This is a genomic window from Desulfocucumis palustris (assembly GCF_002933875.1).
GTDB classification, from domain to species: domain Bacteria; phylum Bacillota; class Desulfotomaculia; order Desulfotomaculales; family Desulfocucumaceae; genus Desulfocucumis; species Desulfocucumis palustris.
Map to the genome: position 1 here is coordinate 43,619 of NZ_BFAV01000119.1, position 25,331 is coordinate 68,949.

At 51.6% G+C, this 25,331-nt stretch carries 24 protein-coding genes and 1 tRNA gene; 5 read left to right on the forward strand and 20 right to left on the reverse strand.

Annotated features, from left to right (window positions below):
* Positions 1–185: 185 nt before the first annotated feature.
* From ppdK to recO, 7 genes are all read right to left on the reverse strand, one after another.
* Positions 186–2,831 carry a pyruvate, phosphate dikinase gene (gene ppdK, locus DCCM_RS09155; protein WP_104372091.1) on the reverse strand — a complete coding sequence of 882 codons (2,646 nt, stop codon included), beginning with the start codon at positions 2,829–2,831 and terminating at the stop codon, positions 186–188.
* Positions 2,821–3,654 carry a pyruvate, water dikinase regulatory protein gene (locus tag DCCM_RS09160; RefSeq protein ID WP_104372092.1) on the reverse strand — a complete coding sequence of 278 codons (834 nt, stop codon included), beginning with the start codon at positions 3,652–3,654 and terminating at the stop codon, positions 2,821–2,823. The genes ppdK and DCCM_RS09160 overlap by 11 nt, the downstream gene beginning before the upstream one ends.
* A gap of 256 nt (positions 3,655–3,910) precedes the next feature.
* A complete protein-coding gene (ccpN, locus tag DCCM_RS09170) occupies positions 3,911–4,537 on the reverse strand; it encodes a transcriptional regulator CcpN (protein WP_104372094.1) in 627 nt (208 codons plus the stop codon).
* Between the two features lie 118 nt (positions 4,538–4,655).
* Positions 4,656–6,758 (reverse strand): glycine--tRNA ligase subunit beta, encoded by a 2,103-nt coding sequence (gene glyS / locus DCCM_RS09175; protein WP_104372095.1) that lies wholly within the window; start codon positions 6,756–6,758, stop codon positions 4,656–4,658.
* Positions 6,759–6,760: 2 nt separating this feature from the next.
* A complete protein-coding gene (glyQ, locus tag DCCM_RS09180) occupies positions 6,761–7,639 on the reverse strand; it encodes a glycine--tRNA ligase subunit alpha (RefSeq protein WP_104372096.1) in 879 nt (292 codons plus the stop codon).
* A gap of 478 nt (positions 7,640–8,117) precedes the next feature.
* Positions 8,118–8,771, reverse strand: coding sequence for a DUF4342 domain-containing protein (locus DCCM_RS09190; RefSeq protein ID WP_104372098.1), 654 nt, complete (start codon positions 8,769–8,771; stop codon positions 8,118–8,120).
* A gap of 61 nt (positions 8,772–8,832) precedes the next feature.
* The gene (recO, locus tag DCCM_RS09195; RefSeq protein ID WP_104372099.1) at positions 8,833–9,579 is read right to left on the reverse strand and encodes a DNA repair protein RecO; all 747 of its coding nucleotides are present in this window, start codon (positions 9,577–9,579) and stop codon (positions 8,833–8,835) included.
* Between the two features lie 202 nt (positions 9,580–9,781).
* On the opposite strand from recO, the gene DCCM_RS09200 reads away from it, so the two are divergent.
* Positions 9,782–10,342, forward strand: coding sequence for a UbiX family flavin prenyltransferase (locus DCCM_RS09200; RefSeq protein ID WP_104372100.1), 561 nt, complete (start codon positions 9,782–9,784; stop codon positions 10,340–10,342).
* A 106-nt stretch (positions 10,343–10,448) separates the two neighbouring features.
* On the opposite strand, the gene corA is transcribed toward DCCM_RS09200, so the two are convergent.
* The 9 genes from corA to yqfC all read right to left on the reverse strand — a co-directional run bounded on the left by corA (position 10,449) and on the right by yqfC (position 18,739).
* Positions 10,449–11,420: a magnesium/cobalt transporter CorA gene (corA, locus tag DCCM_RS09205; protein ID WP_104372101.1), complete on the reverse strand. Its 972-nt coding sequence runs from the start codon at positions 11,418–11,420 to the stop codon at positions 10,449–10,451.
* A 287-nt stretch (positions 11,421–11,707) separates the two neighbouring features.
* On the reverse strand, positions 11,708–12,610 hold the full coding sequence (gene era / locus DCCM_RS09210; RefSeq protein ID WP_104372102.1) for a GTPase Era: 903 nt from the start codon (positions 12,608–12,610) through the stop codon (positions 11,708–11,710).
* Between the two features lie 18 nt (positions 12,611–12,628).
* Entirely contained in the window at positions 12,629–13,039 is a 411-nt protein-coding gene (locus tag DCCM_RS09215; protein ID WP_174705150.1) for a cytidine deaminase, read from the reverse strand.
* Positions 13,040–13,102: 63 nt separating this feature from the next.
* A complete protein-coding gene (locus DCCM_RS09220; RefSeq protein WP_104372137.1) occupies positions 13,103–13,480 on the reverse strand; it encodes a diacylglycerol kinase in 378 nt (125 codons plus the stop codon).
* A 13-nt stretch (positions 13,481–13,493) separates the two neighbouring features.
* Positions 13,494–13,952 (reverse strand): rRNA maturation RNase YbeY, encoded by a 459-nt coding sequence (gene ybeY / locus DCCM_RS09225; RefSeq protein WP_104372103.1) that lies wholly within the window; start codon positions 13,950–13,952, stop codon positions 13,494–13,496.
* The gene (locus DCCM_RS09230; protein ID WP_104372104.1) at positions 13,906–16,086 is read right to left on the reverse strand and encodes an HD family phosphohydrolase; all 2,181 of its coding nucleotides are present in this window, start codon (positions 16,084–16,086) and stop codon (positions 13,906–13,908) included. The genes ybeY and DCCM_RS09230 overlap by 47 nt, the downstream gene beginning before the upstream one ends.
* A gap of 11 nt (positions 16,087–16,097) precedes the next feature.
* Entirely contained in the window at positions 16,098–17,066 is a 969-nt protein-coding gene (locus DCCM_RS09235) for a PhoH family protein (RefSeq protein ID WP_104372105.1), read from the reverse strand.
* A gap of 99 nt (positions 17,067–17,165) precedes the next feature.
* A complete protein-coding gene (yqfD, locus tag DCCM_RS09240; RefSeq protein WP_104372106.1) occupies positions 17,166–18,404 on the reverse strand; it encodes a sporulation protein YqfD in 1,239 nt (412 codons plus the stop codon).
* Positions 18,405–18,457: 53 nt separating this feature from the next.
* Positions 18,458–18,739, reverse strand: coding sequence for a sporulation protein YqfC (yqfC, locus tag DCCM_RS09245; protein WP_104372107.1), 282 nt, complete (start codon positions 18,737–18,739; stop codon positions 18,458–18,460).
* 213 nt (positions 18,740–18,952) lie between these two features.
* On the opposite strand from yqfC, the gene selD reads away from it, so the two are divergent.
* Both selD and yedF read left to right on the forward strand, forming a co-directional pair.
* Positions 18,953–19,990: a selenide, water dikinase SelD gene (selD, locus tag DCCM_RS09250; RefSeq protein WP_104372108.1), complete on the forward strand. Its 1,038-nt coding sequence runs from the start codon at positions 18,953–18,955 to the stop codon at positions 19,988–19,990.
* Positions 19,991–20,083: 93 nt separating this feature from the next.
* On the forward strand, positions 20,084–20,695 hold the full coding sequence (gene yedF / locus DCCM_RS09255) for a sulfurtransferase-like selenium metabolism protein YedF (protein WP_104372109.1): 612 nt from the start codon (positions 20,084–20,086) through the stop codon (positions 20,693–20,695).
* Between the two features lie 164 nt (positions 20,696–20,859).
* Here yedF and DCCM_RS09260 read toward each other — a convergent pair whose 3' ends face one another.
* The 4 genes from DCCM_RS09260 to DCCM_RS09275 all read right to left on the reverse strand — a co-directional run bounded on the left by DCCM_RS09260 (position 20,860) and on the right by DCCM_RS09275 (position 23,894).
* Positions 20,860–21,081, reverse strand: coding sequence for a NifU family protein (locus DCCM_RS09260; RefSeq protein WP_165792089.1), 222 nt, complete (start codon positions 21,079–21,081; stop codon positions 20,860–20,862).
* Positions 21,082–21,243: 162 nt separating this feature from the next.
* Positions 21,244–21,852, reverse strand: coding sequence for a LysM peptidoglycan-binding domain-containing protein (locus DCCM_RS09265; RefSeq protein WP_128739120.1), 609 nt, complete (start codon positions 21,850–21,852; stop codon positions 21,244–21,246).
* A 250-nt stretch (positions 21,853–22,102) separates the two neighbouring features.
* The gene (locus DCCM_RS09270; protein WP_104372111.1) at positions 22,103–23,275 is read right to left on the reverse strand and encodes a DUF4349 domain-containing protein; all 1,173 of its coding nucleotides are present in this window, start codon (positions 23,273–23,275) and stop codon (positions 22,103–22,105) included.
* 13 nt (positions 23,276–23,288) lie between these two features.
* The gene (locus DCCM_RS09275; protein WP_231702718.1) at positions 23,289–23,894 is read right to left on the reverse strand and encodes a sigma-70 family RNA polymerase sigma factor; all 606 of its coding nucleotides are present in this window, start codon (positions 23,892–23,894) and stop codon (positions 23,289–23,291) included.
* 259 nt (positions 23,895–24,153) lie between these two features.
* Between DCCM_RS09275 and DCCM_RS09280 the strand changes: the two genes are divergently transcribed.
* Both DCCM_RS09280 and DCCM_RS19470 read left to right on the forward strand, forming a co-directional pair.
* Positions 24,154–24,240: transfer RNA gene (locus tag DCCM_RS09280), tRNA-Leu, on the forward strand.
* Between the two features lie 630 nt (positions 24,241–24,870).
* Entirely contained in the window at positions 24,871–25,068 is a 198-nt protein-coding gene (locus DCCM_RS19470; RefSeq protein ID WP_104372114.1) for a CAP domain-containing protein, read from the forward strand.
* Positions 25,069–25,331 lie beyond the last annotated feature (263 nt).

The following is a 25,331-nucleotide window of genomic DNA, read 5'->3' on the forward strand; positions in this document are numbered from 1 at the left end:
AAACTGTCCCATAATGCATGTTTTTTTAGTTCTGGATTGCATGAAACGACTATTTTTATTTAAAAAACAGGGTGCTGACACCCAAAATCCGAGTTGCCAGCACCCTGTTTATGTGATATTAAAATTCTCTCAATCCATTACGTCACAAGTTTTACGCGCCATGCATCCTACACTTATCTCAATGCTTACTTCGCCTTTATCGCTGCCTGGGCTGCCGCCAGCCGCGCTATGGGCACCCTGAAGGGGGAGCAGCTGACGAAATTCAGACCTATCATATGGCAGAATTCGATGGAGCTGGGCTCTCCGCCATGCTCACCGCATATTCCGATGAGCAGGTCGGGCTTGGTTTTGCGGCCCAGTTCCACCGCCATTTTCATCAGTTTGCCCACACCCTGGCGGTCCAGCACCACAAAGGGATTATCTTTTAATATTTTCTTGTTCAGATAATCAGCCATGAACTTTCCTTCGGCGTCGTCCCTGGAAAAGCCCAGGGTTGTCTGGGTTAAATCATTGGTGCCGAAGGAGAAAAACTCTGCTTCCCCGGCCACCTGATCGGCCAAAAGCGCAGCCCGGGGCACCTCAATCATGGTTCCCACGGTGTATTCGAACTTCACACCGGTGGCGGCCATTACCTCGCCGGCCACCTTGACCACCATTTCCCTTAAATAGGCAAGTTCATTCACCTCAATAACCAGGGGTATTTCCACCTCGGGAATTACATGATAGCCCTCGGCTGTAAGCTGGGCCGCTGCCTGGAAGATGGCCCTGGCCTGCATGGCATATACCTCGGGGAAGGTTATACCCAGGCGGCAGCCCCGGTGACCAAGCATCGGGTTGAACTCGGATAAAGCCCTTACCTTGCGCAGCAGGTCTTCCTTTTCCTTTATTTCCTCCTGGCTGCCGCCGGTGAGTTTGAGCCTGGTAATTTCCACCGAAAGCTCCTCGGCATTGGGCAGAAACTCGTGCAGCGGAGGATCCAGCAGCCTGATGGTCACAGGCAGGCTTTCCATTGCTTTAAGTATTCCGTAAAAGTCGCCCTGCTGCATGGGCAGCAGTTTATCCAGGGCGATCTGGCGCTCCTCGTAGGTGGTGGACAGGATCATTTCCTGAACTATAGGCAAACGGTCCTGGGCCATAAACATATGCTCGGTGCGGGTAAGGCCGATGCCCTCGGCCCCGAATTCCCTGGCCTTGGCGGAGTCTTCCGGGTTGTCGGCGTTTGCCCGGACTCCCAGGGTGCGGACACTGTCGGCCCACTCCAGCAGTTCCCTGAATTCATCCGACAGCTCGGGGTCTATCATGGGCACCTGGCCCTGTATCACCTGGCCGGTGGAGCCGTCAATGGAAATAATATCGCCCTTTTTAAAAACCAGTTGACCAACTGTAAATAAATCCGCCTCGTAGTCTATTCTCAGCGCCTCGCAGCCGCAGACACAGGGCTTGCCCATACCCCGGGCAACCACGGCGGCGTGACTGGTCATCCCGCCCCGGGATGTCAGAACGCCCTGGGCGGCGACAATCCCGTGAATATCGTCGGGGGTGGTCTCGGTGCGCACCAGTATTAATTTTTCCCCTTCATCTCCAAGCTTCTCCGCCTCGTCCGAGTCGAAAACCACCTTTCCGCAGGCAGCCCCCGGGGAGGCCGGCAGTCCCTTGGCGATTACATCCAGTTTGGCGTTGGGATCAATACGCCTGTGCAGCAGTTGGTCCAGTTGAGCCGGTTCGATCCTGGTTATGGCCTCTTCCTTGCTTATCAGTCCCTGGTGCATCATTTCCACGGCTATTTTTATGGCCGCCTGGGTGGTGCGCTTGCCGGTCCTGGTCTGGAGCATGTAAAGTTTGCCCCGCTCAATGGTGAACTCTATATCCTGCATGTTGCGGTAATGCTTCTCCAACAACTGGCAAATATCTTCAAACTGCTTGTAAATATCCGGCATCTCCGTTTTCAGGGTGGCTATTGGCTGGGGTGTGCGGATTCCCGCCACCACGTCCTCACCCTGGGCGTTGATCAGATACTCTCCGTAAAGCTTGTTTTCACCCGTGGAGGGGTTGCGGGTAAAGGCCACCCCGGTGCCGCAGTCGTTGCCCATATTGCCGAATACCATCAGCTGCACGTTAACGGCGGTACCCAGGCTGTCGGGAATTTTGTTTATTTTGCGGTAAACAATGGCCCTGTCGTTGTTCCAGGAATTGAACACGGCGTATATGGCCATAAAGAGTTGATCCATGGGCTCCTGGGGGAAGGGCTTTTTGATTTCCCGCTCAATAAGTTTTTTATACTCCTCCACAACTACCTGCAGATCCTCTGTTTCCAGTTGATTATCGTATGTAACGCCTCTTTTTTCCTTCTGGGACTCCAGAATGCGTTCAAATTTATGGTGTTCTATGTCCAGCACCACGTCCCCGAACATGTTCAGGAAACGGCGGTAGCAGTCCATGGCAAAACGGGGATTGCCGGTGGCCCGGGCAAGTCCCTGCACGGTTTTGTCATTCAAACCCAGATTCAAAACCGTGTCCATCATTCCCGGCATGGATATGGGGGCTCCGGAACGGACACTGACCAGCAGAGGATTGTCCGTATCGCCGAATTTCTTACCAGCCCTTTCCTCCAGCACCTTCATTTTTTCCCGGACCTGGTCTTCCATGCCCGGAGGAAAGTTCCTGCCCTCGGTATAGAACTCCTTACAGGCTTCCGTGGTTATAATAATTCCCTGGGGCACAGGCAGTCCGATATTGGTCATCTCCGCCAGGTTGGCGCCCTTGCCCCCCAGCAGATCCTTCATATCCGCGCGGCCCTCTTCAAAAAGATACACATACTTTTTATTTGGCATGTCTAACCCCCCTGTAATATATCTCCAGCAGCCTACTGGCCGTTTCTTCCACTGCCTTGTTGGAAACGTCTATTATTGAACAGCCGGCCCTTTTCATCACTGACTCGGCATATTCAAGCTCTTTTAATATTCTGTCCATGCTGGCGTAATCGGCATCAGAGGTAAGACCCAGTGTTTTCAGTCTCTCCCGCCGTATTTCGTTTAAATTGGAGGGCCTGATGGTCAGGCCCACCACCTTGTGAGACGGCAGTTTGAATATCTCTTCAGGGGGCGCCACCTCCGGCACCAGGGGCACATTGGCCGCTTTAATCTGCTTGTTCGCCAGGTACATGCACAACGGGGTTTTCGAAGTGCGGCTTACTCCCAGTATGACTATATCCGCCTTTAAAATCCCCCTGGGATCCTTGCCGTCATCGTATTTAACAGCAAATTCAATGGCCTCCACCTTGCGGTAATACTCCTGGTCCATTTTACGGACCAGCCCGGGTTCCAGCTTGGGTTCAGTGCCCAGGAACTGGGTGAGGGCATCCAGCATGGGGGTCAGTATATCCACGGTTATAATATTATACCTGGCGGCTTCCTTTACCAGTATTTCCTTCAAATCGGACTGCACCAGGGTATAAGCGATCAGACTTTTAAATGCCGCGGCTTCCTCCACTATTTCCGGAATTTCATCAGGATCGTTGACATAAGGCACCCGCCGGACCTCAACCCCGCTGCCGTTGAACTGGCTGGTGGCGGCCCTGGCCACCAGTTCCGCGGTTTCCCCGATGGAATCCGATATAATATAAACAACCGGTTTATCTTTAGCTAAAGCGGTAATATAAACTCCCCCTAACTGCTTTTTCCCAGGAGACCGTTCCTAAAACTTTCCCCCGGCATCTTGGCTCGCCGGCCAGTATCGTTGGGGACATTATACATTGGGGACATTCCTTCCTGACTTTTGTTTAACGGTTTAAAAATTTTATATATCTCAGTAAGGCGCGCCCCCGGCACCTGCTTAACCAGTAAGCCCGGCGCCGTACGGCTTATCCTTCTTCGCCATGTTTGTTTTTTGAACGGCCTCAAATTTATTTTTTTTAAGATTCTCCCAATTCAACGAAGAGCCTTGTTATATTGGTCTTGCTCAACCGGCCCACAACCTCCACCCCGGAGTTGTCATCACTCACCCGCACCACCGGAAGGGCGTCCACCTCATGGGTGATCAGCTTTTTTGCCGCGGACCACACCGATTCTTCTGTTTCCACGGTTACCACGTTGGGCATGCGGGTCATGATAACCCCCACAGGAAGTTTATATATATCGTGACCGCCAAGGGTAATCTTTAACAGATCTTTCCGGGAAAGCACTCCCTCCAGAAAACCGCCTTCCCTTACCACAATCAGGGTACCCACGTCTTCAATAAACATGGTCACCGCCGCGTCATAAACCGAACATTTTTCAGTAACCACTATGGGAACGGATTTAACGTCCCCCACCTTTATGCTGTGCAGTTTATCCATCAATATCCGGCTGGGATTTTTGCCGCTGTGATAATAACCTACCCTGGGTCTGGCCTCCAGCAGGCCGGACATAGTAAGTATGGCCATATCCGGCCGCAGTGTAGCCCGGGTGAGTGAAAGCCTGTCGGCAATCTGCTCGCCGGTAATGGGTCCCTCCCTTTTTACTATATCCAGAATTACCGCCTGCCGTTTGGTCAGTTCCAATAAAATCGCCCCTCAAGAGCATTTGTGACATACTATTTAACCATACTTATATACTAATATATATTATATGTCCGACTCTAATTCCCTTCAAGGACATATAATTTATACAAATAAAATTTTAAGCCGTCACAATTCTACTTAAATCCCCCACCGGGGCCGCCAGGCCGGCAACATTTTTCAACAGGGCGAGCCTGTTGTTTTTTATCTTTTCGTCCTCCACCATCACCATCACGCCCTCAAAGAACCGGTCCACCGGCCCCCGCAAGGCGCCTATTTCCTTTAGCGCGCCGCTGTAATCCCTCTTTTCCAGCAGCCCGGACACCTTGACGCCAACTTCCCCGCAGGCGCCGTAAAGATCTCGCTCCGCGTCAGTTTCGAACAGGGAGGCGTCCACAGCCGTACCTTCATATTTTTTGGCCAGATTGTTGGCCCGGTTGAATGCCGTCAGCAGTTCCTCGAAATATTCGTCCTGCCTGAAAGCGTCCAATGCCCCGGCCCGCTGCAACACGCCGTATATGTCGTCCACACCGGCCGCCAGTACCGCCTCCACGGTATCGTGGCCAAAACCCCGCTCCGCCAGTATTCCTTTAAGCCTTAATATGAAAAACTCCTCCAGCGCGGACAGAACATTATCCCGCTCCACGGACAGAGGTGACGTTCCGGCTCCGCCTTCCCGCCCCTCCGCATAACCGTCATAAGCCCTGCCCAGCAGGTCTCCCAGAGAAAGCACAAGTTTTCTTTCAATAATAATATGGCAAATGCCCAGAGCTTGCCGGCGAAGGGCGTAGGGGTCCTGGGAACCCGTGGGCTGGATGCCTATGCCAAAGCAGCCCACCAGGGTGTCCAGCTTTTCCGCCAGGGAAAGAGCCATGCCGGGAAAGGTTTCAGGCAGCCGGTCGCCTGCGAAGCGGGGCAGGTAGTGCTCAAAAATAGCTTCGGCCACACCGGATTCTTCCCCGCTGCGCAGGGCATACTCCCTGCCCATTACCCCCTGCAGCTCGGGAAACTCGTATACCATGCTGGTTACCAGGTCGGCCTTGCACAGGTAGGCGGCCCGGGATACCGTTTCCGCCGGGCCGTCCCCCAATCCCATGGCTGCGGTAAGTTGCCGGGCCAGTGTTGTTATTCTCCGGACCTTTTCATAAACGCTGCCAAGGCTTTCCTGCCAGACAACCTTTTTCAGTTCGTCCACCCGCCGGGACAGAGGAGTTTTCAGATCCTCGTCCCAAAAGAAGGACGCGTCCGACAGCCTGGCCCGAAGAACCTTCTCGTTTCCGGCCCTGACAATATCCAGGTGCTGGGCGGTACCGTTTCTTACGGCGATGAATTTTGGCAGCAGCGCCCCCGCCGGGTCCACCACCGGGAAATAACGCTGGTGCTCCCGCATGGGGGTGACCAGCACCTCCTTGGGAAGACGTAGGTAATTTCTGTCAAATACCCCACAAAGGGCGGTGGGCCACTCCACAAGGTTAGTAACCTCATCCAGCAGCTCCTGGTCCACCTCCACGGTTCCCCCCTCGCTCCCGGCCACGGAGCACACCTGCTCCCTGATGACCTTTTTGCGTTCGGCCGGGTCCGCCATAACGTGGGCTTCCTTCAATTTATCCAGGTAATCCTCCGGTTTTTCCAGCCTTATGGGTCCCTTGCTTAAAAATCTATGTCCATAGGTTATCCTTCCGGACACAAGCCCGGCATATTCAAAATCAACCACTTCCCTGCCGTACAGTGCCGCCAGCCAGCGCACGGGCCTGGCGAAACGCACCTCCAGGTCCCCCCAGCGCATGGGTTTGGGAAAGTGAATGCCATTGATTATATTCAGAAATAATCCCTTCAATATCTCACCGGTGGGACGGCCTTCCTCCCTTTTTACCGCAAACACGTAATCCACCGGCCCCACAGGCTTGACCACCAGGTCGGAAACATCCACACCCTGGCTTTTGGCAAAGCCCTGGGCGGCCCGGGTGGCTTCTCCGGAGGCGTTAAAGGCAACCTTGACCGCCGGTCCCTTTACTTCCTGCAGCAACGGCTCCTGCACCGGTGAAATGCCGGCGGCCAGCACGGCCAGCCGCCTGGGAGTTCCGTAGGTCTCCACGCTTTCAAATTTGATCCTGCTCTCGTTAAGCAAATCAGCCGTCATTTTTTTAATCTGCTCCAGGGCCGGGTCGATAAACCTGGCCGGTATTTCCTCGGAGCCTATTTCAAGCAAAAAACTGCTGGTCATATTTATGCCCCCTTCCCTTTCAAAAGCGGATAACCCAGTTCCTCCCGCTGCTTCACGTAAGCCTGGGCGCAGGTGCGGGCCAGATTCCGCACCCGGTGAATATAGCCGGTTCTTTCGGTTACGCTGATGGCGCCCCTGGCATCCAGCAGGTTAAAGGTATGGGAACATTTAAGCACATAATCATAGGCGGGCAGCACCAGGCCCCTGCCGGCCACCCGCAGCGCCTCGCCCTCAAACATTTCAAACATTTTAAACAGCATTCCGGTGTCGGCCTCTTCAAAATTATAGTGGGAGTGCTCCACCTCTCCCTGGTGATGCACATCCCTGTACGTGATGCCGTTAACCCACTCTATGTCAAAAACGCTGTCCACTTCCTGAATGAACATGGTCAGGCGTTCCAGCCCATAGGTTATTTCAGCGCATACCGGTCGGCAGTCCAGTCCGCCGCACTGCTGGAAATAGGTAAACTGGGTCACCTCCATGCCGTCCAGCCAGACTTCCCAGCCAAGGCCCCAGGCCCCCAGGGTGGGGGACTCCCAGTTATCCTCCACAAACCGGATATCGTGACGGTCCGGATCAATTCCAATGGACCGCAGGCTGTCCAGATATATCTCCAGCACATCGTCCGGGGACGGTTTTAAAATAACCTGATACTGGTAATAATGCTGCAGCCGGTTGGGATTTTCCCCGTAGCGGCCGTCCGTGGGCCTGCGGGAGGGCTCCACGTAAGCCACCCGCCAGGGTTCGGGTCCCAGCGCCCGGAGAAAAGTGGCCGGGTTCATGGTGCCCGCCCCTTTTTCCACATCATAAGGCTGCTGAATAATACAGTTCCTTTCGCCCCAGAATTTGTTCAGGGTGAGTATCAATTCCTGAAAATTCACCGTTGTTAGCCTCCTTTATAAGGTAAGGGGACACACCTTCTTTGGTTGTCATAATCCCACCTTTTAACAATTTAAATTAGGTTAATTAAATCCCATTTCATTTATCTTTCTTCAAGAAGGAATGTCCCCAACGTATGTCAGGGCACACACCCGGAATGTCCCCAATGTATGTCATAACAACCAAAAACCTCCCGTCCCGGCAGCTCTGCCGGGGACGGGAGGTATAATCCCGCGGTTCCACCCCGCTTGGCCCGCTTATTCAGGCCCTCTCTTTTAATACAGGCTTTACTTGCCGGCGGACAACCGGCTTTCCTCCTGATGCTCAGGAACCCCTTTGGCACGGATGCTTTTACCGGGCTCCCACCCACCCCGGCTCTCTTAAAAAAACTGTCCGGCTACTTTTTCCTTCATCGCGGTATTTTTTTGTAATTTACCATAACCGCAGGCAATAGTCAAGATAGCCACGTTATCCGGGAAATCAGTCATTCATGGATTGGACGGTCTTCGCTTTTCTGCGCTTCCTGCCCCGGCGCCAGATTCCCGCCCCCAGGTGCAGTCCGGAACCCCAGCCTCTTTCACCCATGACAGGCCCGGCCGCTGTCCCGCCGTCACGCTCCGGCCCCATTGCCCTGTTCTTTAAACCGTTGTTATGTACCCCGGGGGAAGGCCCCTGGTTATCAAATGGACCTTCCCCCACCCGAGGGTCCATTCCGCCCTCCACATCTTCCTCCCGGCTTTCAGAGCGCCCTGCATCTCCCCGGTCTATCTCCAGGGTATAATTATTGGCCATGGCGGTAACCGTGCCCAGGGCTCCCAGCACCGCCAGCTGGCTTGAGGCCAGCACCCCCAAAAGACCCAGCGCCCCCACCGGAGCCGGGAATTCCAGCACTGTTTTATCACCCTGCTTGATCTTTATTCTGGACTCCTGGGTTTTGTGCAGCAATCCTTTCAACTGGCCGACAAACTCCTGCCCGCGATCCTGAACGCGGTTTGAAAAATTCTTTTCCCCTTCCTCAAGTTCAATCAGCGCCCTCACCACATCCCCTCCGGCCGCGTCCAGAGCCTGTTTGGCCTCGGCGTAGGAAACCCCCAGCCGGGATCTGATCAGATCTATTTTCTCCAGCTCGTTCAAATTTGTCACACCCCCGTCAAATTTTGCATGCTGCTAATATTTAACCCTTATGGGGGTGTTTTTATTCATTTTCCAGCCAATCCAGAAACCTCACGGACTTCAATCTGCTTTCCAGGTGGTACTGTATAAAACCGCGCAGGGCATTTTTCATTTCTTTCTCCGTGCCGCCGCCAATTTTTATCCGGGCAAGCCTGTCCGGGGACCACTTCATAATTAACTTCATAACCTCCACCGCGTCCCTTTTCAATGAATATGCCGGGGCATGTCCGGTGGCGCAGCGGGAACAGGCCAGCCCACCCAGGGCCGGAACCAGGACAGCCCTTCCGTCACCCGCCTCCCTGCCGCAGGAAACGCAGTTTTCCAGGTGAGGGCGATAACCTGACAGACTAAGAAGCTTTAACTCGAAAGAACGTACAATAATACTGTCCCGGCCTTCCCCAATACCGCCGTATGACTCCATAATCAGCTCAAAAATCCCGGGGGTGGCCTCACCCTCGGAAGTGAAGACGTCAACCAGTTCGGCCATGTAGCTGGCAAAGGCGATTCCCTCCAGGCTTTCCCGGAGTCTTTTGAAATATTCCAGGCCCTCGCACTGCTCCACCGAGTCCAGTTCCCTGCCGCGCCGGAGCTGAAATTTACCGTATGTAAAGGGCTGAACCGAGCCCCTCTTTCTGCTGGAGGGTTTGTCCGCCCCGTGGGCCACCGCCCTGAATTTACCCCCGGCCCGGGAATAAAGGGTCAACACCCGGTCGGCATCCCGCATGGAAACCGATTTAAGCACCAGGGCCTCTTCGGTGTAAAGCTTCATTAGTTTTCATATCCTTTTTTGGCAGTATTGATTTAATTATATTCCCACAGTCAAAAACATGAAAGAATATAAGGAGTAAATGAGTTCTATGAAGCGGCGCTTTCCTTTTTCGCTCAGCGGCTTTAAAATTAATTGGGGACATTCCCCGGCGAATTTGCCAGGATATAAGGAATCCGGGAAAACCGGAGTTGGAGGTATATAGATGCGAATAGTTGTGGCTATAACCGGCGCCACCGGGGCGGTTTACGGTGTCGCCGTACTTGAGGCCCTTAAATCCCTTGGAATTGAAACCCATCTGATATTAAGTCCCTGGGCGGTGAAAACCATAGAACTGGAAACCGACTATACCGCTGCTCAGGTGGCGGAACTGGCCACGGTTTCTTTCCAGCCGGAGGACCTGACCGCGGGGCCGGCCAGCGGCTCCTTTTCCCACCAGGGAATGATAATCGCCCCCTGCAGCATGAAAACCCTGGCTTCCATAGCCAACGGCTATGCCGACAATCTCATTTCCAGGGCCGCCGACGTGACCATAAAGGAAAAGCGTCCCCTGGTGCTTTTGGCCAGGGAGACGCCTCTTAACGCCATACATCTGGAAAACATGCTTAAATTGTCCAGGCTGGGTGTTGTTGTAATGCCTCCCATACCTTCCTTTTATCAGCGCCCGGCAACAATCGGTGACCTAATCCGGCAGACCGCGGGCAGGGCGCTGGAACTGCTGGGCATTGAAAACGATATTTTCAGCCGCTGGAACGGCCCAAAGTAGCTACCAAGAGGCCGTTCAAAAACAAGCATGGCGCGAAAGGCGAAGCCGTCCAGCGCGGAGCACTGGACGGCTCTGAGTTAAACAGGCGCAGTTTTTCAACGGTCTCCTACAGCCATTTGTTAATCCGGAATATCATATACATATAAATCGATACCCCCAGCAGGCCGCCGGTTATGACCAGGGTGGAAATACCGTTTTCCTGGGCCGGCAGCGGAACGTTCATCCCGAAAAAACCCGTTACAAAGGTCAGGGGCATGAAAATGGTGGAAATAACCGTCAGAACCCGCATGGTTTCGTTGGTCCGGGCGCTGATCACCGAATAGTAGGTGGCCAGGGCGCCGTCCACCAGGGCGCCGAAGCCGTCGATGGAGTCTATAATTCGCTCTATGTGGTCCACCAGGTCCAGATAATAGGGTTTGTTTTCCTCGTCTATGCTGAAGGAATACTGCCCGCTGGCGTTGGTAAACATCCTTTTCTGGGGCATAATGGCCCGGCGCATGGAGAGAATGGTTTTCTTCAGGCTTAAGAACTCTTCGGTAATTTCCTTGGTGGGCTGCTCGTAAAGGTCATCCTCCAGTTCCTCAATCCTCTGGTTGATGCGTTCCAGCACCGGGAAATACATGTCGGTGATGCCGTCCAGGGTGGAATACAGGAAGAAGTCCGGTCCCTTTTTCATTACATTCGCCCGGTTGTTCAGGCAGTCCCTGGCGATTCGCCCCAGGGTGGGCAGTGTGCGCCTGTGCAGGGTCACCACGTAATTCCTGCCGAGATACACGTTCAACTGCTCCAGTGAAATTTCCTCGTCACTTTCTTCCTCGTATCTCAAGGCATGCAAATTAAAAAAATAGTAATCCTCGTAATTGTCCACCTTGGCCCGGGGACTGTAATGCAGGCAGTCTTCCACGGTGAGGCTGTGAAAGTCAAACAGCCGGGCCACCTGGTTGATCTCCAGGTCGGTAAAATTAAACAAATCCACCCAGAGGAGGCTTTCCGGATTGGCCAGCAACTCCCTGGGTATAAGTTCCACATCATGAATTATGCGGTTTTGTTCCGCATCGTAAAAATAAGTTTTTATCATCGGGTTCACCCCCCGAAATTTTAATTCATAGATCAGCCTCCTGGTAAAGTTTGAACGGAAATTTTACTCCTCAACAAACAAAACAGGTGGTATGGAATTATAATTCAAACTACGTCGTGGGCACGGGTCATCCATTATACCACCCCCCGAAAATAGCAAAATGATCTGTAAATAATCCGGAAACTGTTTTATTTTATAATTTTTCACGGCCCCAAGTCAATCGTTTGACAGCTTAAAACGGCGGAACCCGGGCTTTTCCAGACCGGGTTCCGCTACTATTTTATTCCTTACCTCTCCGGGGTATAACCGAAATTACTAATGTAAGAATCCTTATTTCGCCAGTCCGCCTTTACCTTGACCCACAGCTCCAGAAAAAATTTGGAGCCGAAAAGGGCCTCCATTTCCTCCCGGGCCTGCTGGCCTATCCTTTTAAGCATCGCCCCGCTCTTACCTATCAATATCCTCTTCTGGGAATCCCTTTCGGTATATACAATGGCCCTTACCGCCACCACGCCGTTGGCTCTTTCCGCCACATCCTCCACCACCACGGCCACCGAATGGGGCACTTCCTGGGAGGTGAGGTGCAATACCTTTTCCCTTATCAGCTCGGCCATGATGAACCTTTCCGGCCGATCGGTAACCATGTCGTCGGGATAATATTTGGGACCGGCGGGCAGGTAATTCACCATCAAGTCCGTCAGCCGCTCAACATTTTCACCATTCAAGGCGGAAACCGGCACTATCTCTTTGAAATCATAAAGCTGCCTGTAACCCTCAATCAAGGGAAGCAAGTCATGTTTGGCAATCCGGTCGATTTTGTTAATCACCAGCAAAACCGGGGTTGTTACCCTTTTCATCTGCTCCAGTATGAATGTGTCGCCGGGCCCCGGGGTTTCCGTCTCCACCACGAATAGTATTACATCGACCTCTTTTAGGGTTCCCAGGGCCACTTCCACCATGTATTCCCCCAGGCGGTGCTTGGGTTTGTGAATTCCCGGGGTGTCCAGCAACACCAGCTGGGCGTCCTCCCTGGTTATTACCGAGTGTATTTTATGCCTGGTGGTCTGCGGCTTATCGGAAACGATGGCTATCTTCTGCCCCACCAGGCGGTTTAATAGGGTGGATTTGCCCACGTTGGGGCGGCCCACGATGGCTGCGAAGCCAGATTTATATGAATCCTTTGCGGTCATTTGGCGCTCCCCTTTGATTTAACCTTTTAACGTAGTATTCCCCGCAGCCGGGGTTAATGTGAAATATCCGGGCAGGAGCTGGGAAACCTTTTGCTCCAGAAACTCTTTCCTGTTGTTGCACATGATCACATTAATATCTCCCCCGAATTCGGCCAGTACCTGCCTGCAGGCCCCGCAGGGGGTACAGAAATCTTCGGTGTCTGAAATCACCGCTATAGCTTTGAATTTTGTATCACCCTCACTCACTGCTTTAAAAACCGCCGCCCTTTCAGCGCAACAGGTTAAGCCGTAAGAAGCGTTTTCCACATTGCAGCCGTTATAAACCTTTCCCCCCTCGGTCAGAAGGGCGGCCCCCACCCTGAATCCGGAATAGGGGGCGTAGGCCTTTTCCCTGGCCGCGACGGCAGTATTAATCAATTCCTGAATCATAATAATCACCTGTCCAAGGAAAGGGGACACACCTTCTTAGGCTGCCCCTGATTCCTTACCTTTTTATTTATTTCCCGAAGGAATACCCCCGATAAAATACGGATAAAAGACCAGTAATCCGATAACCGCCGCCGCAATGGCGGCCAGCAGCACCGCCCCGGCGGCGACGTCCTTGGCGGCGCCGGCCAGGGGGTGATACTCCTTGACAGTGGCGTCTATTGTTGCCTCAATGGCTGTATTTATCATTTCCGCACTCATGACCAAAGCCATGGCCAATATCAAAAGCGCCAGATCCCTGCCCGCCACTCTCAGCCCCAGGGCCAAAATGAACACCACGGCGGCGGCTGCGGAATGGATCTTCATGTTGCGCTGGGTTTTCCAGGTATGGTAAATGCCCTTGAAGGCATACCCGAAACTCCTCCACAATCTCCCTCTGCCCATATAAAAAACCGCTCTAACGCCCCAGGTCAAGGGCCGCCAAGGCGGCTTCCTCCTTTTGTCTCATAATGTTCCTCTGGTCCTCCGTGCCGTGGTCGTAGCCTAAAAGGTGCAGCGCCCCGTGAGCGGTGAGGTAAGCCACTTCCCGCATAAAACCGTGTCCGTATTCCCTGGACTGTTCCTCCGCCCTTTCCAGGGATAAAACCACGTCTCCCAGAATCCTTTCCTCCCCGGAATCCGGCATGGGCTCCCCTTCCTCCAGGGCGAAGGAAAGAACATCGGTGGGGCTGTCAATACCCCGGTATTCCCGGTTTAACTGGCGGATATAGTCATTGTCCACAAAAACCACGCTAATCTCCGCGCCGGGGTCAATTAATTCCCTTTCCAGCACTGCCAGCACAACCTTTTCCACCGTGGCCGCGATTTCTTCACTGAGCTGGATTTTTTCCTGCAAGTTGCTTACGAGAACCGGCATTTCGATTCTTTCTCCTTTCCATTTCCTTGGACATATCCGGATATTCCACCCTGGAATGGAAAATGCCGCTTAAAACCTTTAAAAAAGAATTTGCAATGGCGTCCAGATCCTTAAAGGTAAGGTCGCATTCGTCCAACTGTCCGTCCAGCAGTTTATCCTTTATTATTTTACGTACCAGCCCCTCAATCCGTCCATGGGTCCGGTTTTGCAGGGACCTTACCGCCGCCTCCACGGAATCGGCCAGCATTACTATGGCGGCTTCCCGGGTCTGGGGCTTTGGCCCCTCGTATCTGAATTCGTCCTCGTTTACATTTTCGGCGCCGTTGTTCTCAAGGGCCTTGTGGTAAAAATAGCTGCACATTCCGCTGCCGTGATGCTGCTCAATGATATCCAGTATATCCTTGGGCAATTTGTATTCCCGGCCCAGTTCCAGCCCGTCTTTCACGTGGGAGGTCAAAATAAGGGTGCTCAGGCTGGGGGCGATTTTATCATGTGGATTGTCCGAAGTCATCTGGTTCTCTATGAAAAAATAAGGCCTTTTGATTTTACCGATATCGTGATAATAGGCGCCCACCCTTACCAACAGGCTCTCGCCGCCCACTTCCTCGGTGGCCGCCTCAGCCAGGTTGGCCACCAGAATGCTGTGATGATAGGTGCCCGGGGCCTCTGTAAGCAATTTTTTCAAAAGAGGATTGCTGGGATGGGAAAGCTCCAGCAGCCTTACCGAAGAGGTTATGCCAAAGGTGCTTTCCAGGTATGGCAGGGCCCCGATGGTCAGCACCGAGGAAAGCAATCCGTTAATGGTTCCCAGTATTAAACCGGAACTCAGCACCAGCCCGGCTGAATTATTGCCTATAATACCCATGGTAAGTATGGCCGCCACGCTTGCGGCCCCGGTGTACAGCCCGGCCCTGACCAGGTCCCCTCTCTGGCTAAGCTTGCTTACACTGTATACCCCCGCAAAACCGCTGATCAGACCCACCATTCCGAATTCAATCCGCCCGCCGGATATCAGCACCAGCAGGAAGCTCATTATGGCCAGCACCAGCACAGCCAGCCGGGAGTCCAGCAGTATGGCGATAAGCATTCCCCCGGCCGCCAGTGGAACCATGTAACCAAGCTGGGCGTCCAGCTGCCGCCAGGTGTCAATGTCGATGGCCAGTAAGCCCTTGGCCACCGCCAGAACCACCACCACTATTATGCCCAGCAGGTAAAGATGACCCGCATGCTTATATATTTCCCTGTTCTGCTGGTAAAGGTAAAAAAGAACCACCAGCATGAGTATGGCCACCAGCAGGGCGGTGCCCACCACGCCCCGCCAGGAAGCAAGGCTCCTGGTCAATCCCAGGGCCTCCAGCTTTTTCATATGCTCCTCTTTTACAACATCCCCCACACCTATAATCTTTTCATCCTGTTTTATTGTTACCATTACGGGCGGTACGGACTCCCTGGCCGCCTGCTCCAGCGCGCCGGTCCTTATTTCGTTGAATATTTTATTGGGCCGCAGGTAATAGTTGGTCAGTCCCTGTCCGAGGTTAATGTAGGCATTATCCAGATGCAGGCTTTTAATGCCGGTTACGATGCTCTTTTTGGTCTCTTCCAGGTTTTCCTGGGTTATTCCCTTTTCCATGGCGGCGGCTACATATTTGTTCAGTTCCGTATCAAGGAGCTTCAGGGAATCAGCCCCGGGGCGGGCCAGAACCGCCAGATCCTGCTCCGACATGCTGAAATGCAATAAGGAACGAAGGCGGCCCTCCTTTTCCTCGTTGCTGAGGTCGCCCTGTTCCTGTATAACCTTTATGGATTCCAGCACGGAGGTAATATCCTGCCGCACGGCCCCGCTGGCCTGCTCGTTATCCTCATATTGAGGCTCAACATTGGCGGCGGCTATTTGTCTTCTTTCCTCGGTTTTATCCTTATCCTCAAACTCCACTTCCCTGGGAGCGTAAACATCTTCCCTGGAAACGTCGCCCAACTGCAAATCTACCTTCTGAGGCATAAAATCAACGGAAATAAGCAGGGTTAAAATTACAAAAAACACCGTGGCGGCCAGGCTCCTGCGAACTTTACGCTGTTTCATCAGAAGGGAAATGCCGCTTGCCACTTTCCTCCCAAGGCTGGCGAATGGAAGCATATTTCCACCCCCTATAGGTTCCCCTTATTACCCTCTTCATAAGCTTTAACTATTTCCTGTACCAGAGGGTGGCGAACAATATCCCCGGTGGTAAGGTACTGAATATTTATCCCCTCTATGTTCTCCAATATTCTCTGGGCGTGCACCAGTCCCGAAGTCTGCCCCCGGGGCAGATCGATCTGAGTTATGTCTCCCGTTATTACAGCCTTGGAACCAAAGCCCAGGCGGGTGAGAAACATCTTCATCTGCTCCACCGTGGTATTCTGCGCCTCGTCAAGAATAATAAAGGCGTCTTCAAGGGTGCGGCCCCTCATATAAGCCAGGGGAGCAATCTCAATGGTGTTTTTCTCCAGGTATTTCTGGGTATTTTCCGCCCCAAGGGTGTCGTAAAGGCCGTCATAAAGCGGGCGCAGGTAAGGATCCACCTTTTCCTGGAGATCCCCGGGCAAAAAGCCGAGCTTTTCCCCGGCCTCCACCGCAGGCCTTGTTAAAACAAGCCTCTGCACCTCTTTGTTGCGCAGGGCGCTTATGGCCATAACCACCGCCAGATAAGTCTTTCCGGTACCGGCAGGGCCGATGGCGAATACTATGTCATGCTTTTTTATGGATTCAATATATTTTTGCTGGCCCAGGGTTTTGGGCTTTATTTGCTTCCCCCTGGAGGTGGAAAAAATAACATCCCTGGCAAGACTGCTCAAGGCGCCGTTTACCCCAGTGGTCACGGCCTTCAACACATAGTTGATTTCGTGGCTGGTCAGCCTGTTCCCCGCCCGGTAGTAGTCCTGTAACTGACTAAAAACCTCTTTAGCCATATCAGCCTGCTCCGGCTGCCCAAGTATCACCAACTCTTCTCCCCGGACCACCACCCGTATACCCAAAGCCTTCTCAATAAGCGACAGATGCTCGTCATGGCGGCCGAAAATTTCGGCTGCCGCACCCAAATCCTCCAATATTACCCTAGCTTCGGTTTGTTCCGTCAATAAAATTACTACCTCCTGAATAAAATGAATATTTCCATATGCTACAGGACGAAGGGCCTGGTTTACACATTTAACCAAAAACAACTTCACGGTATGATATCACGGCTTGAACTGTTTTTCAACTCCGATATCCTCCAGGGTCTCCACAAAAACACTGATCCTCACCAGATTCTCGGGGTTTTTAACGCTCACTTCCTTTACTTCCCGGACCATAACCCGGGAACCGGAAGGCATTACCCGGGACACCTGGGCCATGGCTCTCTGCTCGGCCAGCGCCAGCGCCTGTCCCCTGGTCCTCTGCTCGGTATATCTTTCGGTTTCATGATATTTTTCAGTTATTAGTTCGACAGGTACGCTTATATTCCTCCATTGGAGGGGCTTTTTAACCTGGCTCTCACCGGTGCTTTCAATAAATGGAATATTTTTGGGACCCTTTAAAATTATTTCCTTGCCTGCGATTTTCATGCAAACCCTGGAAACTTCATCTCCGGTAAGACGGGTTATCTTCTCTTCCAGCAGGGCCTCGCCATAGCCTTCATACCAGACCCTGGCCCGGACCAGTCCCTTGGCCTGAACAATGGTGTTCTCCATTACGCCGCTTCTTTCCTGCCCCGGATTATTCTCCCCCTCAATGGATAACCCGGGGCCGGGTATTATCCCGGAGATCAGAATCTGGCCGGGCACCACCGTATCTCCTTCCTTCACCGCGGGGTTGCCGGACAGCACCAGTATCTCCTTGATCAGTCCGGCCTTGGCTGCCACGATGTGGGCGGGATGCTCATCCCTGACCCCGGGAATTACCTTTTCCGCCACCTGAATTTTCACCCTGGTTCCCCTAACATACACACCCGCCCAGGAGATTTCCGGATAATCCTCTTTAATGACGCTCTCCACCCTGGAGGGAGTAAAGTTCCACTTAAAAACCCATTTCTTCAACCCGGCTTTGGAGGCGGACTCCAATATCTGCCCGTCGGTTATTTTTTTATTTCCCTCAATGTCCACGAACCATATAAAGGAGCTTAGCATGTACATCCCCAGCAGGAAAACAGCCGCCCCGGCCAGCAGCGATTTCCTCCGGCGCGCCCTGGAAAGCAGAAAGGGCAGCCCCTCCCTGTCCTTGAATTCAAACCGGCACTTTGTGGCCCTGGCTATATGGCGCAGGGGATGTACGGCGCTGAGCCTGGCGCTGACCAAAATATTCCGGCTGTCCAGCCGTTTGATATCCCAGAGAAATATTCCCCGGCCGGCAGCCATATTGATGAATTTTTCCAGGTTATTGCCCCGGACCATTATCCTTACGTAACCGGTTAGAAAAGATAACAATTTAAAGATAAACATTGCTCTCCCCCGCTTTAAAACTTAGTGCTTCATAATAAAGCCGGTCATTTTTATTACTCAAAAAACACCCCGGTTATCTTGCCGTCAACGCTTATCTCCTCCGGCAGTATGTTCCTCAGCAGCAGGTTCTCTCCTTTGACCACCACCACATATTCACTGACATTAATCCTAACCGTCTCGGAGGTATACTCCACTATTCCCCGGTGATTCTCGATAAAAACCTGAAGATTGCCCAATATCACCACTTTAGGCAGATCCAGCACCACGTCGCTGGGAATCTCAAGTATATCGGACATCTGCCGTTTTACTTTCTGTTTGAAATCTCTCCAGGCCATTTTATCCCCTCCTTGTCCCAATATATGATTTAACGGGGGAAAAGATTACCACACTTATTAACATGCGTCCGGCCCCGGACACATGTGATTTCCTTATCAACAGCACGCCGGCAATAAGTATTTTTTATCGGCGCTATAACCAGTTAGCGTTAATTGTTTAAAGAAATAGTGGTATTATAATTGGTAAGCCTGTACGGAGAGGGAGGTGCAGTAATGGAACAGATAAAGCTGACGGGCATGACCAAATCATCCGGCTGAGCGGCAAAGGTGGGACCAGCCACCCTGTCGCAAGTGCTGCGACACCTACCCCCAATTAATGATCCCAGGCTTCTGGTGGGACCCGAAACCTCCGATGATGCCGCTGTTTATAAAATTGATGATAATACCGCCTTAATCCATACGGTGGATTTCTTTACACCGGTGGTTGACGACCCCTATCTTTTCGGCCAGATTGCCGCGGCCAATTCCCTTAGCGATGTTTATGCCATGGGCGGCAAGCCTTTCCTGGCTTTAAACATCGTATGCTTTCCAAACTGCCTTTCCCCGGACATTCTTGCCGAAATACTGAGGGGCGGCGCGGAGAAGGTTGCGGAGGCGGGAGCCATCGTGGCCGGCGGTCACACCGTGCAGGATGACGAGCCGAAGTACGGCCTGGCGGTAACGGGCCTGGTGCATCCGGACAAAGTAATTTCCAACGCCGGGGCTGTCCCCGGGGATATGCTGGTGCTGACAAAACCGCTGGGAACCGGTATAGTCAACACTGCCATAAAAGGAGACCTGGCCCCGGAAGAATCGGTAAAGGCCGCCGTAAACGCCATGTCCTCGTTAAACCGGGGCGCTTCCGAGGCCATGATCAATGCCGGCGCCAGGGCCTGCACCGATATAACGGGATTCGGACTGGTCGGACACGCGGTGGAAATGGCCAGGGGCAGCGGGGTAACCATAACGCTCCGGACTAAAAGCATACCCCTGCTGCCCGGAGTGAAGGAACTGGCTGCCATGGGACTTATTCCGGCGGGAGCGTACGCCAACAGGGACTATTTCGGGACCATGGCACATTTCGCGAACGAAGACACCCCGCCTGAAATCAGGGCCATACTGTACGACCCCCAGACCTCTGGAGGGCTTCTCATAGCTATAGATAAAAGCAAGCTGGATTCTCTAATGGAAGAAATGGAGAGAATGGGCGTGGCCGCGGCGGTGGTGGGTACTGTCCGGCAAAAAGAGGCCGCTGCCGTGGAAATAATATAAAAGCCGGAGTCCGCAAAGAAGGCTATTAACTGGAGAGGTTCCAGGCCGCGAAGGTTTTAGGTGAGGAAATATGTGCAAAGGCGGGTGTAATGTTTGAAGGAGCTTGACTGCCGGGGGCTTGCCTGCCCCCAACCGGTGATTACCACCAAAAAAGCCCTGGACACCATGGTTTCCGATACTCTGATAACCATAGTAGACAACGAAACGGCCAGGGAAAACGTTTCCCTTTTTGCCCGGAACGCTGGTTGCGGGGTATCCGTGGAGCAAAAAGGGGCTGACTTTTACATCACCATCACCAAAGGTGAGGAAACCCCGGGAGTGAAAGAGACCGTCCCGGAAGTCAAGCCCGCGGCGGCGGGAGAAAATGCCGGAACAGTGTATTTTATAAGCAGTAACGTTCTCGGTCAGGGGTCCCCGGACCTGGGCATGACACTTATGAAAAGCCTGATGAACACTTTAAGCGAAACAGACCCGCTGCCCGGCACCCTAATTTTTTTGAACAGCGGGGTGTATCTCACCTGCGAGGGCTCTGTTGTGCTGGAAAAACTGCTGATGATGGGAAGCCGGGGAGTAAAAATACTTTCCTGCGGCACGTGCCTTGAATATTATAAACTCAAGGAAAAACTCCAAGTTGGAATAATAAGCAACATGTATGATATAAACAACATACTAACCGGCCCCGGAAAGGTGATAACCGTCGCCTGACATACCTTGTGGACATTCCTTTGTTGATTTTGTTAAGAAGTTAGTAACTAAACCAACCCAACAAATATGTGGAAACGTAAGGATTATAGCTGACCCGAGAAGGTGTGTCCCCTGACCTTAACGCAACAGGGAGGTTACCCGTTCATCCGGGAACCTCCCTGCAATTATACCTGGATTACTTCCTTTACCTCTGGAACTGCTTGTTTGAGCGACCGCTCAATCCCCATTTTCAGGGTTACAGTGGACATGGGTCAGCCACCGCAGGCACCTTTTAATTTTACCTTGACGACATTATCCGGGGTAACTTCCACCAGTTCCACATCCCCGCCGTCGCGCTGCAGGGCCGGACGTACTTTATCCAGGGCGGCCTGTATCTTTTCGCGCATTTTTTCTGACCTCCTTTCCGTGCTTAATATATTATGACCTGGCTACTATACACGGTATGTGCTTTATTTGTTGCAATCTTAATCATTTTAACCTGTTATTACCACCATGGCAAGACTAAAGCAATCATAAATCTCATGTAACGGCCTTATCTTACGGAAGATTCAATTAATCTGGGATTTATCCGGATTCCCGGGCACCTTGATTATCTGCCCGACACTTAACTGGCTATTCACTGAAATGCCGTTAACTTTAGCCAGATATTCCGAATACCTTATGGAATTGTAATAACGTTTGGAAATGTGGGAAAGGGACTCGCCGCTCTGCACCCGGTGGTTGATATAGCCGCCCGGCTGCAAACCGGAGGGATCGGAATTATTCGCAGTTTCTTTCGGGGCAGCCTGCCCGTTCCGGGCGGTGCCCGCAGCGGAAACACTATTACCGAAATTTTCTCCTGAATTCCGGGGCTGGGTCTCATCCTTCGGCTGAACAGTATTAACCGGAGGCATCCGTCCGGCAAGCTGTTTTTTCAGCATGTCGTTCTCTTCCTGCAGAACGGCCACCTGGGAACGAAGCGCAGCCGAATCCTGCCGGAGGTTCCATATAAGGCTGCCCGGCAAAATCAAAATAACCCCCGCCACCAAAAATATCAGCAGGGTTTTCAAAATTTTGCCGGAATAATTTGATGGCTTTGCGGCCAGATAATTTTCAATCTCCCTGACGGTTCTACCCTCAACCTTGAATTCTCCCTTTTGCGTTCCCGGTTTTTCCATACCCACAACCCTTCCGAACCGTAAATGCAATCAGCTTCCTTATGTTTTCCCAATTAGTTCGGCAAAAAAATACATTTTCCTTGAGCATATAATAATTTTTACGGACAACCCACCGGCCGGGCCGTAGCAGACACACGGCATTTTTCCCCGCGGGCGGCCGGTGTTGATAAATATCTATAGCCACCCGCAGGTGGCTATATTAAAATTATATATCAAGCCGGAGTTAAATTTTTTCGGCCTTACCATGAAATTACTGTTTATTAGTAATCTTTACTTTTATTAGTGCATTTTGCAGGGAATCTTCGTAACCCTTCAATAGTTGCCGGTTTTCCTCAAGTTCAGCTTTTGTCTCGTCTTTATTCCCGCTTTGGCTTCCCGCGCCCTCTCCACTCTCCAGCATTCTAATGTTAGACACCGCATTATTATAATTCTCTGTTATATCATTTTCCGACGTTTTCCCGGTCTGAACACCCATTTCACCCAGTTGTCCCATCAACTCATCATAGCTGTCCACCGGCACTTTCAGCACCAGGGTCTTTACCCCGGCATCTTCGGAAGCTTCCACCTGCCCCCCCAGGGAAAGGGCCAGCCCTGAAACCTTCCCAGCTGCCGCTTCGGTATCCGCCGCGGCCAGACTAACCTCAGCCTCTTTGACAATCTTGGGCTGTGCCGCCAGCATAGTTCTGAAAGCGGCAGGGGCCGAAGAGGACTTCCCCTTAGGGCTGCTCAGCAAATCCGGAGTGTCCGCGACTTCCTTTTCCTGTTGGGGTTCACCTGTTTTTTCAGGGGCAGCCATGGTATATAATCTGTTTTCTTCGCCGGAAGACCCGTTATTGTCAGAAGGCTGATTGCCGGCGTCGATTCTGACGGAATCCTCTTTATATCCGCTTTCCCCGCCGGCTTTCAGGTCAGGAGCGGTTTCTCCGGCCGCGGCGCTGTCCCTGGCCCGGACCTCAGGGGAAATTTCAAGGTCTTTATTACCAGGTTCCTTTGTTTTATCGCTGTTAAGGAAGGCAATACTCTTGCCGCCGTAAAGACTATTATTTATTGAAAAATCATTTTTATGGCCCCATTGGTTGGCGTGACCGTACAATATAGCCGCACTGCCTATCACCACCAGCAGGCTTGCTGCCACAGCCAGCCTGCTGGAAAGACCGGCCCCGGTTAATATGCCCATAATCACTTTTCTTTTGGACTGCTTAGCTGAAGCCTCCAGCCTTTTTCTTAAATTAACCCTGAAATCAGCGGGAGGGGATATCTCCGGCATTGTCTTCAACAGCCCGACAACCATCCGTAAATCGTCAAATTCCCTTGAACAGTCTGAACAAGTCTCAAGGTGGGAAGCCACCAGGGCATGTTCGGAGGGTTCCAGCGCACCGTCAAGATGTGCTGATAAGAGATCCCGTATTTCGTGACACTGCATCTCAACCCCCCCTTTACTTCAATTGACGTGCAACAATGTTTGAAAGTTCCCGGTCCCCAAGCACCTTTTGCTTTAACGCCTGCCTCGACCTGCTCAGCCTGGATTTTACCGTTCCCAGAGAGCAGTCAAGGGATGCGGCAATTTCCTCATACGACAATCCCTGTATCTCCCTCATTACCAATATTAGTCTTTGCTCTTCCGACAGTGTATTCAAACATTTCTGCACCGCCCGCTGCAGTTCGTTCCTTTCCAGGGATTCTTCCGGGCTGCTGGCCTCATCAGCCAGATATATATTACCGCCCGGATGGGACATGATCTCATCCAGCGACACCTTTTTACGCCTTTGCTGGCGTCTCAATTCATCCCTGCAGACATTGGCGGCAATGCGGTAAAGCCAGGTGGCAAAGCTGGAGTCTCCCCGGAATGTGCCCAGCGACTGATAGACCCTTATAAAGGTTTCCTGGGCCAAATCGTTGGCATCCGCATGGTTGCTTGTAAATCTATATGCCACTGTATATATTTTACTCTCGTATTTTTTAACCAGTTCGTCAAAAGCATCAAGGTCGCCGTTTTTGCTCTTTTGCACCAAAACATCGTCAGGGCGCAATTCCTTTGCCACCCCCTTCTCAATGAGTGGATCCCGTTGGGGATATTCCTTCCGTAATTTGTCAGTAAATATGAAATTGGTCCGAACAGAAGGTGTGTCCCCTTACTTTAATGATTCGACAATATGTAAATCAGTCCTCCCCCGCATTCTAAAAGGAATATAATTCAATAACAATTTCATACAACGATGTAAAAAATAGTCCCGGTCAGGATTATTGACAATATCTCCGCAGCTTGGTATACTAATAATCGACTCTAAAACAAGGATTCATGCCGAAGTGGCGGAACTGGCAGACGCAGCGGACTCAAAATCCGCCGGTGGCAACACCGTAAGGGTTCGACTCCCTTCTTCGGCACCAGTAAAATCAAGGGTTTACGGTTTTCAGATAGTTAAGGTAGAAAACGAATAGCGGTCGTTTTCTACCTTATTTCTACCGTAAGCTTTCCAGGCTGTTGAAAAGCGATTCAACAGCCTTTTTCTGTAATTGGAACGATGGGTGGTTGTAGTCTAACGTGGTGCCCAGGGAATTGTGCCCCACCTGTTTTTATACCGTTCCAATGTCTGTGCCGGAAGCTATTAGCCCTGTAACATTTAGATGCCGCAAATCATGAAATCGAATATGCGATAACTCATGCTTCTTTATGAACTACCCAAACCTCTTTGAGAAGCTGTCCGGGTTAATAGGTGCTCCATCTTCCTGGTAGCATACTAAATCATTTTCCTGATAATATTCTCCGAACTTAAGCCTATTTGTGTCTTGTAGACTTTTTTGCTCATTTAATATCGGCACCAGGGATTGTGGGAAAGCTACAACCCTGATCGAGCTTTCATTTTTCGGGAGTGGTTTGGTAACTTCGACAATATATCTAATTGCCTCTTTTATACGTTCTGCTGGAAATTCTGAAAGAAGATTAATAACATCTTCATTCGATAGGTCTCCGTAAAAATAGTTCCAGTTAGACAAGTTGTGCAGTAGGTAGATGAAAAAATATCATCTACTTCCTTCTTTTATGCAGGGGAAAACCCCGCCGGGAACCAAACCGTCGAAAAGGCTCATGCTGCTTTGATGAACTCCGCAGGTCACAGGGCCAACATTCTGAACCCGAATTATACTCACATTAGGATCGGTATTGTTCAGGGTGGACAGTACGGGGCCATGTTTACGCAGCATTTCATTGGTATTTAATTAAATAGAAATAAAAAAGCTCGCTGGCTGTGCTGGCGAGCCTCTCTTTTTTTCCTTAAATTGTTGTCGCTTCATGTTTTAATGTTTAACAATTTAGATAATTTTTTATTTCCGAAATACAAACAAAGAAGGAGTACATTGATCACTGTGGAAATAATTACAATATTAAACCCACATATATATAATATCGATCAGTGATTTCAAATTATACATAGCCAAATAAGCAGAGATTGGAACTCAAGATTCTTTAATATATGTCAATT

What these genes read in the sequence shown, in the direction of transcription:
- DCCM_RS09230 (WP_104372104.1), bottom strand. Translation starts at nt 16,086, where the DNA reads ATGCTTCCATTCGCCAGCCTTGGGAGGAAAGTGGCAAGCGGCATTTCC.
- recO (WP_104372099.1), bottom strand. Translation starts at nt 9,579, where the DNA reads ATGAAGCTTTACACCGAAGAGGCCCTGGTGCTTAAATCGGTTTCCATG.
- glyS (WP_104372095.1), bottom strand. Translation starts at nt 6,758, where the DNA reads ATGACCAGCAGTTTTTTGCTTGAAATAGGCTCCGAGGAAATACCGGCC.
- DCCM_RS09220 (WP_104372137.1), bottom strand. Translation starts at nt 13,480, where the DNA reads ATGGGCAGAGGGAGATTGTGGAGGAGTTTCGGGTATGCCTTCAAGGGC.
- DCCM_RS09270 (WP_104372111.1), bottom strand. Translation starts at nt 23,275, where the DNA reads ATGCAGTGTCACGAAATACGGGATCTCTTATCAGCACATCTTGACGGT.
- DCCM_RS09200 (WP_104372100.1), top strand. Translation starts at nt 9,782, where the DNA reads ATGCGAATAGTTGTGGCTATAACCGGCGCCACCGGGGCGGTTTACGGT.
- ybeY (WP_104372103.1), bottom strand. Translation starts at nt 13,952, where the DNA reads ATGCCGGTTCTCGTAAGCAACTTGCAGGAAAAAATCCAGCTCAGTGAA.
- DCCM_RS09265 (WP_128739120.1), bottom strand. Translation starts at nt 21,852, where the DNA reads ATGGAAAAACCGGGAACGCAAAAGGGAGAATTCAAGGTTGAGGGTAGA.
- yqfD (WP_104372106.1), bottom strand. Translation starts at nt 18,404, where the DNA reads ATGTTTATCTTTAAATTGTTATCTTTTCTAACCGGTTACGTAAGGATA.
- yqfC (WP_104372107.1), bottom strand. Translation starts at nt 18,739, where the DNA reads ATGGCCTGGAGAGATTTCAAACAGAAAGTAAAACGGCAGATGTCCGAT.
- DCCM_RS09215 (WP_174705150.1), bottom strand. Translation starts at nt 13,039, where the DNA reads ATGATTCAGGAATTGATTAATACTGCCGTCGCGGCCAGGGAAAAGGCC.
- ppdK (WP_104372091.1), bottom strand. Translation starts at nt 2,831, where the DNA reads ATGCCAAATAAAAAGTATGTGTATCTTTTTGAAGAGGGCCGCGCGGAT.
- corA (WP_104372101.1), bottom strand. Translation starts at nt 11,420, where the DNA reads ATGATAAAAACTTATTTTTACGATGCGGAACAAAACCGCATAATTCAT.
- era (WP_104372102.1), bottom strand. Translation starts at nt 12,610, where the DNA reads ATGACCGCAAAGGATTCATATAAATCTGGCTTCGCAGCCATCGTGGGC.